The sequence below is a fragment of the Streptomyces sp. NPDC016677 genome, from assembly GCF_055562815.1.
The window spans coordinates 48,785-62,018 of record NZ_JBVHEO010000005.1; the positions used below are offsets into that span (position 1 = coordinate 48,785).

General features: G+C 72.4%; 11 protein-coding genes and 3 tRNA genes. 8 read left to right on the forward strand and 6 right to left on the reverse strand.

From position 1 onward, the window contains the following. Positions 1 to 133 precede the first annotated feature (133 nt). From purL to purS, 3 genes are read right to left on the reverse strand one after another with little or no spacing between them, the layout of a single operon-like run. The gene (gene purL / locus ACZ3IG_RS16365) at positions 134 to 2,392 is read right to left on the reverse strand and encodes a phosphoribosylformylglycinamidine synthase subunit PurL (protein WP_467432545.1); all 2,259 of its coding nucleotides are present in this window, start codon (positions 2,390 to 2,392) and stop codon (positions 134 to 136) included. Beyond that, positions 2,389 to 3,069 carry a phosphoribosylformylglycinamidine synthase subunit PurQ gene (gene purQ, locus ACZ3IG_RS16370; protein WP_467432546.1) on the reverse strand — a complete coding sequence of 227 codons (681 nt, stop codon included), beginning with the start codon at positions 3,067 to 3,069 and terminating at the stop codon, positions 2,389 to 2,391. The genes purL and purQ overlap by 4 nt, the downstream gene beginning before the upstream one ends. Next, entirely contained in the window at positions 3,066 to 3,338 is a 273-nt protein-coding gene (purS, locus tag ACZ3IG_RS16375; RefSeq protein ID WP_215172363.1) for a phosphoribosylformylglycinamidine synthase subunit PurS, read from the reverse strand. The genes purQ and purS overlap by 4 nt, the downstream gene beginning before the upstream one ends. 347 nt (positions 3,339 to 3,685) lie before the next feature. On the opposite strand from purS, the gene ACZ3IG_RS16380 reads away from it, so the two are divergent. The 8 genes from ACZ3IG_RS16380 (at position 3,686) to ACZ3IG_RS16415 (ending at position 8,332) form a co-directional block, all read left to right on the forward strand. Next, positions 3,686 to 4,003, forward strand: coding sequence for a histone-like nucleoid-structuring protein Lsr2 (locus ACZ3IG_RS16380; protein ID WP_467432549.1), 318 nt, complete (start codon positions 3,686 to 3,688; stop codon positions 4,001 to 4,003). Positions 4,004 to 4,143: 140 nt separating this feature from the next. After that, positions 4,144 to 4,215 (forward strand) — tRNA-Gly (locus tag ACZ3IG_RS16385). Between the two features lie 80 nt (positions 4,216 to 4,295). Next, a tRNA-Gly gene (locus ACZ3IG_RS16390) sits at positions 4,296 to 4,368 on the forward strand. A gap of 173 nt (positions 4,369 to 4,541) precedes the next feature. Further along, positions 4,542 to 5,513: an ABC transporter ATP-binding protein gene (locus ACZ3IG_RS16395; RefSeq protein WP_467432551.1), complete on the forward strand. Its 972-nt coding sequence runs from the start codon at positions 4,542 to 4,544 to the stop codon at positions 5,511 to 5,513. Beyond that, positions 5,510 to 6,316 (forward strand): ABC transporter permease, encoded by an 807-nt coding sequence (locus tag ACZ3IG_RS16400; protein WP_467432552.1) that lies wholly within the window; start codon positions 5,510 to 5,512, stop codon positions 6,314 to 6,316. Before ACZ3IG_RS16395 ends, ACZ3IG_RS16400 begins: the two co-directional genes overlap by 4 nt. A 53-nt stretch (positions 6,317 to 6,369) precedes the next feature. Next, positions 6,370 to 7,614: a sensor histidine kinase gene (locus ACZ3IG_RS16405; RefSeq protein ID WP_467432554.1), complete on the forward strand. Its 1,245-nt coding sequence runs from the start codon at positions 6,370 to 6,372 to the stop codon at positions 7,612 to 7,614. Further along, positions 7,611 to 8,225 carry a response regulator gene (locus tag ACZ3IG_RS16410; RefSeq protein WP_467432556.1) on the forward strand — a complete coding sequence of 205 codons (615 nt, stop codon included), beginning with the start codon at positions 7,611 to 7,613 and terminating at the stop codon, positions 8,223 to 8,225. Before ACZ3IG_RS16405 ends, ACZ3IG_RS16410 begins: the two co-directional genes overlap by 4 nt. Before the next feature lie 31 nt (positions 8,226 to 8,256). After that, a tRNA-Gly gene (locus ACZ3IG_RS16415) sits at positions 8,257 to 8,332 on the forward strand. 113 nt (positions 8,333 to 8,445) lie between these two features. Here ACZ3IG_RS16415 and ACZ3IG_RS16420 read toward each other — a convergent pair. The 3 genes from ACZ3IG_RS16420 to ACZ3IG_RS16430 form a co-directional block, all read right to left on the reverse strand. Continuing rightward, complete coding sequence (locus tag ACZ3IG_RS16420; protein ID WP_467432557.1) at positions 8,446 to 9,345, reverse strand: phosphoribosylaminoimidazolesuccinocarboxamide synthase; 900 nt, start codon at positions 9,343 to 9,345, stop codon at positions 8,446 to 8,448. A gap of 80 nt (positions 9,346 to 9,425) precedes the next feature. Beyond that, on the reverse strand, positions 9,426 to 10,949 hold the full coding sequence (locus tag ACZ3IG_RS16425) for a N,N-dimethylformamidase beta subunit family domain-containing protein (RefSeq protein ID WP_467432559.1): 1,524 nt from the start codon (positions 10,947 to 10,949) through the stop codon (positions 9,426 to 9,428). A 234-nt stretch (positions 10,950 to 11,183) separates the two neighbouring features. Continuing rightward, a complete protein-coding gene (locus tag ACZ3IG_RS16430) occupies positions 11,184 to 13,079 on the reverse strand; it encodes a hypothetical protein (protein WP_467432562.1) in 1,896 nt (631 codons plus the stop codon). Between the last annotated feature and the right edge of the window lie 155 nt (positions 13,080 to 13,234).

Genomic DNA, 13,234 nt, shown 5'->3' on the forward strand with positions numbered 1-13,234 from the left:
CGTACGCCTTCAGGTTGGCACAACCACCGTGCCCGTCAGGACGGTTCAGGAAACCCGGGCGGCACGGATGACGACGGGCCGTCACCGCGGACACAGGAGGGTGCCGCGGCGACGGCCCGGACGGCCGGGGCCGTTACGCCAGCAGGGCCGGGATGGTGCCCTCGTGGGCCTCCCGGAGTTCGGCCAGGGTGAGCGTGAACGCGTCCTGCACCTCGACCGTGTCCCCGTCCACGACACCGATACGGGTGGCGGGCAGGCCGCGCGCGCCGCACATGTCGGTGAAGCGGATCTCCTCCGAGCGCGGGACGGCGACGACCGCGCGGCCCGCCGACTCCGAGAACAGGAAGGTGAAGGCGTCCAGCCCGTCCGGTACGACCAGCCGCGCGCCCTTCCCCCCGAGCAGCGCCGACTCGACGACCGCCTGGACCAGACCGCCGTCGGACAGGTCGTGCGCCGCGTCGATCATGCCGTCGCGGGAGGCGGAGATCAGGATCTCGGCGAGCAGCCGCTCCCGCTCCAGGTCGACCTTCGGGGGCAGGCCGCCGAGGTGGTCGTGGATCACCTGGGACCAGGCCGAGCCGCCGAACTCCTCCGCCGTGTCGCCGAGGAGGTAGAGCAGCTGGCCCTCCTCCTGGAAGGCGACCGGGGTGCGCCGGGCGACGTCGTCGATGACGCCCAGCACCGCCACCACGGGGGTGGGGTGGATGGCGGCCTCGCCGGTCTGGTTGTAGAGCGAGACGTTGCCGCCGGTCACCGGGGTGCCGAGCTGGAGGCAGCCGTCGGCCAGGCCGCGCACGGCCTCCGCGAACTGCCACATCACCGCCGGGTCCTCGGGCGAGCCGAAGTTCAGGCAGTCGGAGACGGCGAGCGGCTTGGCGCCGGTCGTCGCCACGTTCCGGTACGCCTCGGCGAGGGCGAGCTGGGCGCCGTGGTACGGGTCCAGCTTGGTGTACCGGCCGTTGCCGTCCGTGGCGATGGCGACGCCGAGGCCGGTCTCCTCGTCGACGCGGATCATGCCGGAGTCCTCGGGCTGGGCGAGGACGGTGTTGCCCTGCACGAAGTGGTCGTACTGCTGGGTGATCCACTTCTTGCTGGCCTGGTTCGGGGAGGAGACCAGCTTGAGGACCTGGTCCTTCAGCTCCTCGCCGGTCCCCGGCCGGGGCAGCTTGTTCGCGTCGTCGGCCTGGAGGGCGTCCTGCCAGTCGGGACGGGCGTAGGGGCGCTCGTAGACGGGGCCCTCGTGCGCGACCGTGCGCGGGTCGACGTCGACGATCTTGCCGCCGTGCCAGTAGATCTCCAGGCGGTCGCCGTCGGTCACCTCACCGATGACGGTGGCGATGACGTCCCACTTCTCGCAGATCTCCAGGAAGCGGTCGACCTTCTCGGGCTCGACCACCGCGCACATGCGTTCCTGCGACTCGCTCATGAGGATTTCCTCGGGCGAGAGCGTGGAGTCGCGCAGCGGTACGTCGTCCAGGGTGACGCGCATGCCGCCGGAGCCGTTGGAGGCCAGCTCGCTGGTGGCGCAGGACAGGCCCGCGGCTCCCAGGTCCTGGATGCCGACGACCAGCTTCTCCTGGAACGCCTCCAGGGTGCACTCGATGAGGAGCTTCTCCTGGAAGGGGTCGCCGACCTGGACGGCGGGGCGCTTGGAGGGCTTCGCGTCGTCGAAGGTCTCGGAGGCCAGGATCGAGGCGCCGCCGATGCCGTCGCCGCCGGTGCGGGCCCCGTAGAGGATGACCTTGTTGCCCGCGCCGGACGCCTTGGCGAGGTGGATGTCCTCGTGCCGCATGACGCCGATGGCACCGGCGTTGACCAGCGGGTTGCCCTGGTAGCAGGCGTCGAAGACGACCTCGCCGCCGATGTTGGGCAGGCCCAGGCAGTTGCCGTAGCCGCCGATGCCGGCGACGACGCCGGGCAGGACGCGCTTGGTGTCGGGGTGGTCGGCGGCGCCGAAGCGCAGGGGGTCCACGACGGCGACCGGGCGGGCGCCCATCGCGATGATGTCGCGGACGATGCCGCCGACGCCCGTGGCCGCGCCCTGGTAGGGCTCGACGTAGGAGGGGTGGTTGTGCGACTCGACCTTGAAGGTGACCGCGTAGCCCTGGCCGACGTCGACGACACCGGCGTTCTCGCCGATGCCGACGAGCATCGCGTCGGACTCGGGGGCCTTCTCGCCGAACTGGCGCAGGTGGACCTTGCTGCTCTTGTACGAGCAGTGCTCGGACCACATCACGGAGTACATGGCCAGCTCGGCCCCGGTGGGGCGGCGGCCGAGAATCTCGACGACCCTCTCGTACTCGTCCTTCTTCAGGCCCAGTTCGGCCCAGGGCAGCTCGACGTCGGGGGTCGCGGCCGCGTGCTCGACCGTGTCCAGAGGCGTCCGGCTCATGCGTTGACCAGCTTCTTGAGGATCGAGGTGAAGAACGGGAGGCCGTCGGTGCGGCCGGTGCCGATCAGCGGCTCGACGGCGTGCTCGGGGTGCGGCATGAGGCCGACGACGTTGCCCGCCGCGTTGGTGATGCCGGCGATGTCGTTGAGCGAGCCGTTGGGGTTGACGTCCAGGTAGCGGAAGGCGACCCGGCCCTCGCCCTCCAGCTCGTCCAGCGTGCGCTGGTCGGCGACGTAGCGGCCGTCCATGTTCTTCAGCGGGATGTGGATCTCCTGGCCGGCGGTGTAGTCGCTGGTCCAGGAGGTCTCGGCGTTCTCCACCCGCAGCTTCTGGTCCCGGCAGATGAAGTGCAGGTGGTCGTTGCCGAGCATGCCGCCGGGCAGCAGGTGGGCCTCGGTGAGGATCTGGAAGCCGTTGCAGATGCCGAGCACCGGCAGACCCGCCCTGGCCTGGTCGATGACCGTGTCCATCACCGGCGAGAAACGGGCGATGGCCCCGGCGCGCAGGTAGTCGCCGTAGGAGAAACCGCCGCACAGCACCACGGCGTCGACCTGCTTGAGGTCCTTGTCCTTGTGCCAGAGCGCCACCGGCTCGGCGCCCGCGACCCGGATCGCGCGCTGCGTGTCCCGGTCGTCGAGGCTGCCGGGGAAAGTGACGACGCCAATCCGAGCGGTCACTTCGCGACTCCCGCCGCTTCCGCCGCTTCCTCGACCCGGACGGTGAAGTCCTCGATCACGGTGTTGGCGAGGAAGGATTCCGCAAGATCGTGGATGCGGGCGAGGGCGGCCTCGTCGAGGGGCCCGTCAACTTCCAGTTCGAAACGCTTTCCCTGACGGACGTCCGAGATCCCCTCGAAACCCAGCCGCGGCAGTGCGCGCTGCACCGCCTGGCCCTGGGGGTCGAGGATCTCCGGCTTGAGCATGACGTCGACTACGACGCGTGCCACTGGCACTCCCGGTGTGTGGTGCTGAGCAGGTTCCTTCAGACTACCTGGTCAAAGCCGCCGAAATTTCTACGCGGGTAGAGTTGTAGGAAACTACGTGAGCCCTGTCACGATTGCGCATCGGGGGAGGGTCACATGAAAAGCTTCGGGAAAGATCGCGCGGTACGCCCGGATGTCTATTGCGCAACGGACACGCGGAGAGATTTAGTCGGGCTTCACAATGCAATGCGGGCACTGTACAAATGAAATGTCATTAGCCGATACTTTGCCCAATTACTGGCGAACAGTCGGCATCTCCGCGACGTCCTGGCACGTCGGTGCGGAGATGCCGCACGAAGGGACCGATATTCGTGGCGCAGCGTGTCGTGGTCACTTACTTCGACGACATCGACGGCTCGGAAGCGGCGGAGACGATCGCCTTCGGTCTCGACGGCAGGATGTACGAGATCGACCTGAACGAAGCCAATGCCAGGAAACTCCGCGAGGCCCTGGAGCCGTACGTGGAGGCCGGCCGCAAGCGGTCGAGATCCGGCAAGGCCTACCGGCAGACGGAGGTCGCCCCCGACCCGGCGGCCGTGCGGGCCTGGGCGCAGGCCAACCGGATGGAGGTCCCGGCCCGGGGCCGCATCCCCAAGAAGGTCTACGAGGCGTTCGCGGCCGCCCGGTGATCCACCGCCCGGCCGGGGCGGTCCGACGGGCGCTCAGCGGGCCCTCGCGTCAACCGACTTGCGCGACACCCCCGGCGATCAGCTAAAGTCTGGAGCACGCCGAGGGGGCGGGGCCGAAAAAGCCCAGCTCACGAGGGCTTGCGGGTGTAGTTTAGTAGTAGAACATCCCCCTTCCAGGGGGAAGACGCAGTGTGCGATCCCTGTCACCCGCTCCGCACCGCCATACCGGTCACGTACGTCGATCGGGTAGGCTGGTGCCCGCGCCGGTCGGTGAGAGCCGATCGGAGGCAATGCGGACGTAGCTCAGTTGGTAGAGCGCAACCTTGCCAAGGTTGAGGTCGCGAGTTCGAGCCTCGTCGTCCGCTCGGGAATGAGACCCCGGTCCTGAGGGACCGGGGTCTTTTCGTGCGCCGTGCGCCGCTGGACCCTGGTCTTTCCGTGTGCCTCGGGCAAGTGCCCGGTCCCGTCTGACATTTGTCATGGCGAGCGATGACGCCGCGCACTGCCCTCGGGCCCGTTCCGCGGGGAGCCTTGGGGCATGGATGCGAACGAACACGAACACGTGATTGAGGTCACCGACCTGCGGCGTGTGTACGGGGGCGGGTTCGAGGCGGTGCGCGGCATCGGCTTCAGCGTGCGCCGCGGCGAGGTCTTCGCGCTGCTCGGCACCAACGGCGCCGGCAAGACCTCCACGGTCGAACTGCTGGAGGGCCTCGCCGCGCCGACCGGCGGGCGGATCCGGGTGCTCGGGCACGACCCCTACACCGAGCGGGCCGCCGTACGGCCCCGTACCGGGGTGATGCTCCAGGAGGGCGGCTTCCCCTCCGAGCTGACCGTCGCCGAGACCGCGCGGATGTGGGCGGGGTGCGTGAGCGGGGCCCGGCCCGAGGCGGAGGTGCTGGAACTGGTCGGCCTCCAGGCCAAGGCCCGTACCCGGGTCAAGCAGCTCTCCGGCGGCCAGCGGCGCCGCCTCGACCTGGCGCTGGCCCTGCTCGGCTCCCCCGAGGTGCTCTTCCTCGACGAACCCACCACCGGCCTGGACGCCGAAGGCCGGCGGGACACCTGGGAGTTGGTGAGCGCGCTGCGCGACCGCGGTACGACGGTGCTGCTGACGACGCACTACCTGGAGGAGGCCGAGAACCTCGCCGACCGCCTCGCGATCATGCACGAGGGCCGGATCGCCGCCACCGGCACCCCCGACGAGGTGACCGCCTCCCGGCCGTCCCGGATCTCCTTCGAGCTGCCCGAGGGGTACTTCCCCGGCGACCTGCCGCCGCTCGGCGAACTCGGCGTCAGCGGACACGAGGTCGACGGCCGGCTCGTCCGGCTGCGCACCCACGACCTCCAGCGCGCGGCCACCGGACTGCTGGTGTGGGCCGAACGCGCCGGGGTGCGGCTGCGCCGCCTGGACGTGCGGTCGGCCTCCCTGGAGGAGGCGTTCCTCGGCATAGCGAAGGAGGCGGCGGCGGACCCGGCCGCGGGCACGACGACGAAGGAGTACGCGGCATGAGCGCCACCGGCACCACCGAGACCCGGGCGCACGCCCCCCTCACCACGCCGGCGCGGCGCATGACCGCCCTCGCCCGCGCCGAACTGACCCTGCTCGGGCGGAGCAGGGGCACCCTCTTCGCCGCGGTGTTCGTGCCGCTGGTGCTGCCGTTCAGCGTGCGGCAGGCGGCGAAGGAGATGGACCTCGCCGAGACCGGGCTGACCATCGGCACCGTCGTGCTGCCCGCCGCGATCGGCTTCTCCCTGGTCTTCGCCGTGTACTCGGCCCTGGTCGGCGTCTTCGTCGTACGGCGCGAGGAACTCGTCCTCAAGCGGCTGCGCACCGGCGAACCGCGGGACGCCGAGATCCTGGCCGGCTCCGCGCTGCCGTCCGTCCTCACCGGGCTGGTGCAGTCCCTGCTGCTGACGGCGGGCTGCTCGGTGCTCCTGGACCTGTCCGCGCCGTCCGCGCCCCACCTGGCCGTGCTCGGGCTGCTGCTCGGGCTGGTGATGTGCGCCGCGCTCGCCGCCGTCACCGCGAGTTTCACCCGCACCGGCGAGAGCGCCCAGGTCACGCCGCTGCCGCTGACGTTCGTCTCGATGATGGCCTCGGGCATGTTCGTCCCGCTGGAGCTGCTCCCCGACAAGGTGGCCGCCGTCTGCGAGCTGCTGCCGCTGACCCCGGTCGTCACGCTGATCCGCGGCGGCTGGACCGGTGACCTGCCGGCCGGTGAGGCGCTGGGCGCCGCGGCGACGGCGGTGGCCTGGACCGTGTTCGCGGTGTTTGCTGTACGCCGGTGGTTCCGCTGGGAACCGCGGCGCTGAGATTCGGGGCAGAGGCACGGGCGGAGACCGGGACAGGACGGGGGAGACGACGGATGCGCAGGCCGGGCGGCTGGTGGCGGCGGAAGACCACGCCGGCGAAGGTGGAGACGTACACCCGCTGGTCGTTCCACTTCTTCGGGGTGATCGAGGTCACCGTGGCCGGGCTGACGGGCTTCGCCCAGGTCGGCGCCGAGCTGGCGGCGGTGCTGTGCGTGGCGGTCGTCGCGCACACCGCGCTCTGCCTGGTGACCGCCTCGCAGGCGCTGGACTGGACCCGCGGACGGCGGGCCCGGCCGGTGCGGCTGCTGTGGGCCCTCGGCGGCCTCACCACCGCGCTGGCCGCCGGCGCGCTCGCGTTCGCGGAGTTCCGGCCCGGTGAGAAGGCCGCCACCGCGGTGGGCAGCAGCTTCGGCGTCATCGTCACCTTCGGCGTCGGGATCATGACGCTCGGCCTGGACCGCCGGCGGCAGGTGGCCGTGCTGGTCTGCGGCTTCGCGCTGGGCTCGGGCGCCGGGGCGCTGTTGCTGGGCGCGCCCCTGGCCGCCGCCGCGGTCACCGTGGGCACGGTGCTGTGCGGCGCGGGATTCCTCGCCTTCACCTCGGTCTTCTCCGTCTGGCTGCTCAACGCCGTCTTCGAACTCGACGAGGCCCGCGAGACCCGGGCCCGGCTGGCGGTCGCCGAGGAGCGGCTGCGGTTCGGCCGGGACCTGCACGACGTGATCGGGCGGAACCTGGCCGTGATCGCGCTCAAGAGCGAACTGGCCGTCCAGCTGACCCGGCGCGAGCGGCCCGAGGGCGTGGAGCAGATGATCGAGGTGCAGCGCATCGCCCGGGAGTCGCAGCGGGAGGTGCGGGACGTCGTACGGGGGTACCGGGAGGCCGACCTGGAGGCCGAACTCACCGGCGCGCGCGGGGTGCTGGACGCGGCGGGCATCGCCTGCGAGGTGAGCGGCGAGACGGCCGGACTGCCCGCCCGGGTGCAGTCGGCGCTCGGCTGGGTGGTGCGGGAGGCCACCACCAACGTACTGCGGCACGGGGCGGCGGAGCGGTGCGCCGTGACGGTTCGGACGACCGGAGAGCGAGTGGTACTGACCGTGGAGAACGACGGCGCGGCGGAGGCGCCCGGGACGGCCGGCGGGGTGGCCGGCGGGCGCGGTGGCTCGGGGCTGGCGGGGCTGCGGGAGCGGCTGAGCGCGGTGGACGGGACGCTGGAGGCGGGGCGGGCCGACGGGGGTGTGTTCCGGGTGGTGGCGCGGGTGCCGCTGGGGGCGGGCGCCGGAGTGGAGGTCACGCCGTGAGCGACGCCGTACGGGTTCTGCTCGCCGACGACGAGCACCTCATCCGCGGGGCGCTGGCCGCGCTGCTCTCCCTGGAGGACGACCTCCTGGTGATCGCCGAGGCGGCCACCGGACCGGAGGCGCTGGCGATGGCCCGGGCGCACGAGCCCGACGTGGCGGTCCTGGACCTCCAGATGCCCGGGGCGGACGGTGTGAGGGTGGCCACATCGCTGCGGTCCGAGCTGCCCGGCTGCAAGGTGCTGATCGTGACCAGTCACGGGCGGCCCGGACATCTGAAGCGGGCCCTGGCGGCCGGGGTGCGCGGGTTCGTGCCGAAGACCGTGAGCGCCCAGCGGCTCGCCGAGATCATCCGCACGGTGCACGCCGGAAACCGCTACGTCGACCCCGAGTTGGCCGCCGACGCGATCTCCGCCGGGGACTCGCCGCTGACCGCCCGCGAGGCCGAGGTGCTGGAGCTGGCGGCCGACGGGGCGCCGGTCGCGGAGATCGCCGAGCGGGCCGCGCTCGCGGAGGGGACGGTACGGAACTACCTGTCGTCGGCGGTGATGAAGCTCGGGGCGGAGAACCGTCATGCCGCGGTGCGTCTCGCGCGCGAGCGGGGTTGGGTATAGTGGTGCTCGCACCGCACGGAGCGGAGCACCTGCGAACGTAGCTCAGTTGGTAGAGCGCAACCTTGCCAAGGTTGAGGTCGCGAGTTCGAACCTCGTCGTTCGCTCCAGTTCGATCAGCCCCCGGTTTCGGCCGGGGGCTTTTCGCTGTGCTTCGGGGATCTTCGGGGATCTTCGGGGATCTTCGGGGTTCTTGGGAGTTCTTTTCGGGGTTCTTCGGGTCCTAGCTCCAGCTGAGGCCCGTCAGGCGCTCGTACGCCTCGGTGTACTTGGCGCGGGTCGCGTCCACGACCTGCTGCGGCAGGGGCGGCGGAGGCTGCTCGCTCCTGCGGTCCCAGCCGGACTCGGCCGAGGTCAGCCAGTCACGGACGTACTGCTTGTCGTACGACGGCTGCGCCCGGCCCGGCTCCCACCGGTCGGCCGGCCAGAAGCGGGAGGAGTCAGGGGTGAGGACCTCGTCGGCCAGGATCAGCTCCTCGCCCTCGAAGCCGAACTCGAACTTGGTGTCGGCCAGGATGATCCCCCGGTCGCGGGCGATGTCCCGGGCGCGGGAGTACACGGCGAGGGTCGCCTGGCGCAGCCGGGCGGCGGTGTCGGCGCCGACCTGGCGGGCGACCTCCTCGTAGGAGACGTTCTCGTCGTGCTCGCCGACCTCGGCCTTGGTGGCCGGGGTGAAGATCGGGGCGGGCAGCTCCGAGCCGTCGGCCAGGCCCTCGGGGAGGGCGAGGCCGCAGACCGTACGGGACGCGTTGTACTCGACCAGGCCGGAGCCGGTGAGGTAGCCGCGGGCCACGCACTCCACCGGGACCATGTCCAGGGACTTGCAGACCAGGGCGCGGCCCGCCCAGTCGGCGGGGGCGCCGGGCGGGAGTTCGGTGCTCAGGACGTGGCTCGGCACCAGGTCGGCGAGCTGGTCGAACCACCACAGGGAGAGCTGGGTGAGGACCCTGCCCTTGTCGGGGATCTCGGTGGGCAGCACCCAGTCGTAGGCGGAGATGCGGTCGCTGGCGACCATCACGAGGTCGCCCGCCTCGTTGCGGTACAGCTCGCGCACCTTGCCGGTGTGCAGATGCACCAGGCCCGGGACCTCAAGCGGCTCGGGCTTTTCGACGAATCCGGACACGGTTCCTCCCCGTGGTTCTGTCCAATGCCTCCGCATTCTCCCGTACGGCGGGGAGCGGGGGGACAGGGGGGCGGTGGCTGTCACTCGCGTTTGCAGATGCGGTCCATCAGATTGGCGGTGGCGCGCTGTACACGGGGGTCGACGTGGCCGGGGCGGTCCAGGGCCGGGGACCAGGCGAACGTTCCGGACGCGAATATCCAGGCGCCGGACGACGCCCGGTACAGGGAGGTCTCCTGATGGCGCCGGGCGCCGTCGGCGTCCTCGTACGGGGAGTGCGCGAGCAGCACCCGTTCGTCGTACGGGGGGAGCGGAGCGCGCGGGAAGTAGCGGTCGGCCTCGCCCGCGACCAGGTTCTCGATCGGGTCGCCCTCGTGGGCGCCGGTGGCCTCCCACAGCCAGTGGTCGGCGTTGCGGACGATCAGCGGATGCGGCTCGGGGACGCGGCCCGCGTACTGGATGCCGAGTATCTCCTGCTCGGGGCGGTCGATCTCCCGCCACAGCACCGGTTTGCCGGGGCCCTTGCGTTTGCGGCAGGTGAGCAGGCGGTCGGGGACGCCGGACGGGGAGGAGGACAGCTCCACCTGCCAGTACATGGTGTTGGCGGAGAGGAAGACCAGGGAGGTGCCCTGCTCGCGGGCGAGTTCGGTGGTGCGGCGCATGGCGGTGGACCAGTACTCGTCATGGCCGGGGAAGACCAGGCCCCGGTAGCGGGTCGGGTCGACGCGGCCGGCGTGCAGGTCGCTGGCGTCGGCGTAGGCGAGGTCGTAGCCGTAGCGCTCGGCGAAGCGGATGAAGTCGTAGGCGTGGCCGACGTGCAGGGGGAGGCCGGCGCCCGCGTACGGGCGGTCGAAGGAGACCGTCGTCGCGGCGTCGGCCTCGCCGAGCAGCCGGCCGTCCTTGTCCCAGGCGTGGTAGAGGCTGGCGCCGGTGCGGCCGTCCTCCGGATAGAGGTTGTACGCCTGCCAGGTGATGTCCGGCAGGAGCAGCAGGAGGTCGGCGGGGTGGTTGTCGCGGACGGTGAAGGGGACGTGGGAGCGGTAGCCGTCGGCGGTGGTGAGGACGGCGACGTACGCGCCGATGTTCCAGTACGTCGGGACCTGGAGCCGCCAGGACAGCCACCAGTGGTGGCAGGAGACGGTGCGGTCGGCGGCGAGCGGCGGGGGCTGGACGATGCCGGAGAGGCGGGGGCTGCTGGTGATCTTGGCGGCGCCGTCGCCGCCGTAGTGGCCGATGCGGTAGACGTCCACGGAGAACTGCTGGGGCGGGTCGACGGTGATGCGGAAGTCGATGGCGTCGCCGGGTGCGACCGCGCCGGTGGAGGTGAACCCCTTGATCTGCAGGTGCACGTCGTCGGCGGCGCGGGGGCCGCCGCCGGAGCGGTGCGGGGCCTTCCGGGAGGTCTTCCGGGAGGTCTTCCGGCGGGTTTCGTCGCCGCCCGGTTCCTGGGCGGGGTCCTGCTCCGCGTACCAGGGGACGATCTGGCCGCTGTCGCCGAAGTACGTCTCACCGCCGCGCAGCCACGGCACCGGCCCCTGGCCGAAGGGGTCCGTGACGGCGTGGGCGAGTGCTCCGGATTCCCATCGGCGGATCTGCTCGGACCCCATGGGTCATTCCCCTCCCTCGAACCCCCGTGGTCGTGCGTATGACGTACGCGATTGCCATGTGCGCGATCGGTCCCAGCACATCACATTTCGCACGCAGGCTGTCACGGTTCGTCGCGAACTGGGCCAAAGTGGAATCAGAGGGTCCGCAATGACGGAGGGGTGTGGTGGGTTGGGGGGACTGAGAGGAGAGCAGGGACTGAGGAAACGGGGCGGTCGTGGGGGAGTTCGGGGCGGTCAGACCAGGCGTACCGGTTTTTCCGGGCGTATGCCCAGGTCGGCCAGCCAGGCGCGCAGGGGGGCCGGGTCGCCGGTCTCGACGAGGGCGAGGATGCGGGGGGCCAGGTCGGCGGCGCGCTCGCCGTGGATCAGCAGGGACGGGCCGTCGAGCCAGTCGAGGCCGGGGGCCGCGCCCGCGGTGTCCATCGCCGCGCAGCACACCATCGCCGTGACGTGATCGGTGAGGATCTCGCGCCCGGTGCGCGGGGGGCGCAGCGGGAGGAGCGGGAGGGGGCGGTCGTCCCACAGGGCCGTCGCGGCAGGGGCGAGTGCGGGGTCGGTGGGACGGGGCCCTGCCGTGGCCGCCTCCTCGCGGGCCAGTTCGGCGGTGAGGCCGGCGGCGAGGGCGGCACCTCGGGGAGTGGTGCCGGCGAGGTCGTCGTCGTCCTCGGCCTCGTACTCCGGCGGGGCGGCGTCGGTCGTGGTGGGCGGGGTGGACGGCGTGCCGTGCGGCGGGGTGGCCGGGGACGGGTCGGGGGCGTGGGGCGCGGACGGGGCCGTGAGGTGGTCGAGGACGCGGGCCAGGGTGGGGGCGTCGGTCTCCGGGGCGGTGCCGTCGGCGGTGCGGCGGACGCCGAGAGAGTCCAGGACGCGGTGGAGGCGGGCCGCGTCGGTGCGCCAGGTGCGGTCGACGACCTCCTCGGGGTACTCGTGCCACTCCAGCGGCGCCCAGTCCGCGCCGGGCTCGGCGGGGCCCCCGTGGAAGAGGCGCGCGGCGAGGAGGGAGGTGGCCTCGTCCATCGCGCCGGGCTCCTCCAGCAGGTCGCAGGCGGGGCGTTCGCCCAGCCGGGAGGCGAAGCCCTCGGCCAGCCGGTCGCGGCGGGACAGCTCGGTCAGCGCGGCGACGACGCCCGCGTCCAGCCGGGTGGGCCAGCGGCCCGTCCGCCAGGCGGGCAGCGCCACCCGGGTCAGCAGCCGGTCCCAGCCCGCGTAGGCCAGGCCCACCTGTTCCTGCGCGACGATCCGCAGTCCGTAATCCACAGCCTGTGCACGCTCGGCGGCGGCGGCCGCGACGCCGCGCTCCATCTCGGCGGCGTGCGTACGGCAACCGCGCAGCAGCAGCCGGGCCACCCAGCCGACGCCCGCCCGCGCGGCACGGGACAGCGGCTGGCGGCTCGGCTCCGAGGCCACCGCCACCGCCGCGTCCAGGCCCCGTACGAAACGCCGGGCCGCGGCTATGTCGGGGTGCGCGGACGGTCCCGTACCGGCGACGACCGGGGCGAGGACCGCGCGCAGTTCGCCGACGCGCATCCACCAGAGGAAGGGGGAGCCGATGACGAGGACGGGGGCGGTGGAGGAAGCGGAAGGCGCGGAGGGGCCGGAGGGGCCGGAGGGGGCAGCGGAGGAGGCCGCGGGCCGGCGGTTCGGCGCGCCGGCCGGGGTCGCCGCCGGGTCGGCGTGGTCCGCCGGGGGCGGGGGACGGCCGTGCGGCGCCCGGTGGGTGCGGTGGGTGCGGTCCTCCAGCCAGCTGTCGCAGTCCGGGGTGAGCGCTATGGCGGACGGGGCGGGGACGTCGAGCCGCTCGGCGAGGTCGCGCACCATCCGGTACAGGTCCGGCGCCGACGACTCGGCGATCGCGACCGTCGGGGTGACGGCGGGACGCGCGCGGACGACGACCGCGGCGACACCGGCGGCGGCGACCAGTACGAGGAGGGCGAGCACGGACACGGCCCAGCGCGCGGCGTCCCAGCCCGCGCCCACGAGGTGGCCGGTGGAGCCGCCCACCAGCAGGATGACCGCGGCGGCGGTCGGCAGCAGCGCGACGGCGAGGGCCCGGCTGCGGACCCGCAGCACGGCCAGGGCCCGGGCTCGCGCGCCCTGCTCTCCCCGCTCCTCCACGCCCATGCCGCTCATGCCCGGACCTCATCCCCTCACTGACCTGACGCGCCTGCCTGTCGTGCCGTTGCCGGTAGTCCCGTGCCGGTAGTGCTCTCTCCCCCACTGTGGCACCCGCCACTGACATCGCAATGCGCGGTGGGCCAAGTGCCGGAATGCTTGCGCCGCACCCT

Coding starts and splice junctions, on each gene's coding strand:
- purL (WP_467432545.1), bottom strand. CDS start 2,392: ATGAGCCGGACGCCTCTGGACACGGTCGAGCACGCGGCCGCGACCCCC.
- ACZ3IG_RS16395 (WP_467432551.1), top strand. CDS start 4,542: ATGGATGCGAACGAACACGAACACGTGATTGAGGTCACCGACCTGCGG.
- ACZ3IG_RS16400 (WP_467432552.1), top strand. CDS start 5,510: ATGAGCGCCACCGGCACCACCGAGACCCGGGCGCACGCCCCCCTCACC.
- ACZ3IG_RS16405 (WP_467432554.1), top strand. CDS start 6,370: ATGCGCAGGCCGGGCGGCTGGTGGCGGCGGAAGACCACGCCGGCGAAG.
- ACZ3IG_RS16425 (WP_467432559.1), bottom strand. CDS start 10,949: ATGGGGTCCGAGCAGATCCGCCGATGGGAATCCGGAGCACTCGCCCAC.
- ACZ3IG_RS16430 (WP_467432562.1), bottom strand. CDS start 13,079: ATGAGCGGCATGGGCGTGGAGGAGCGGGGAGAGCAGGGCGCGCGAGCC.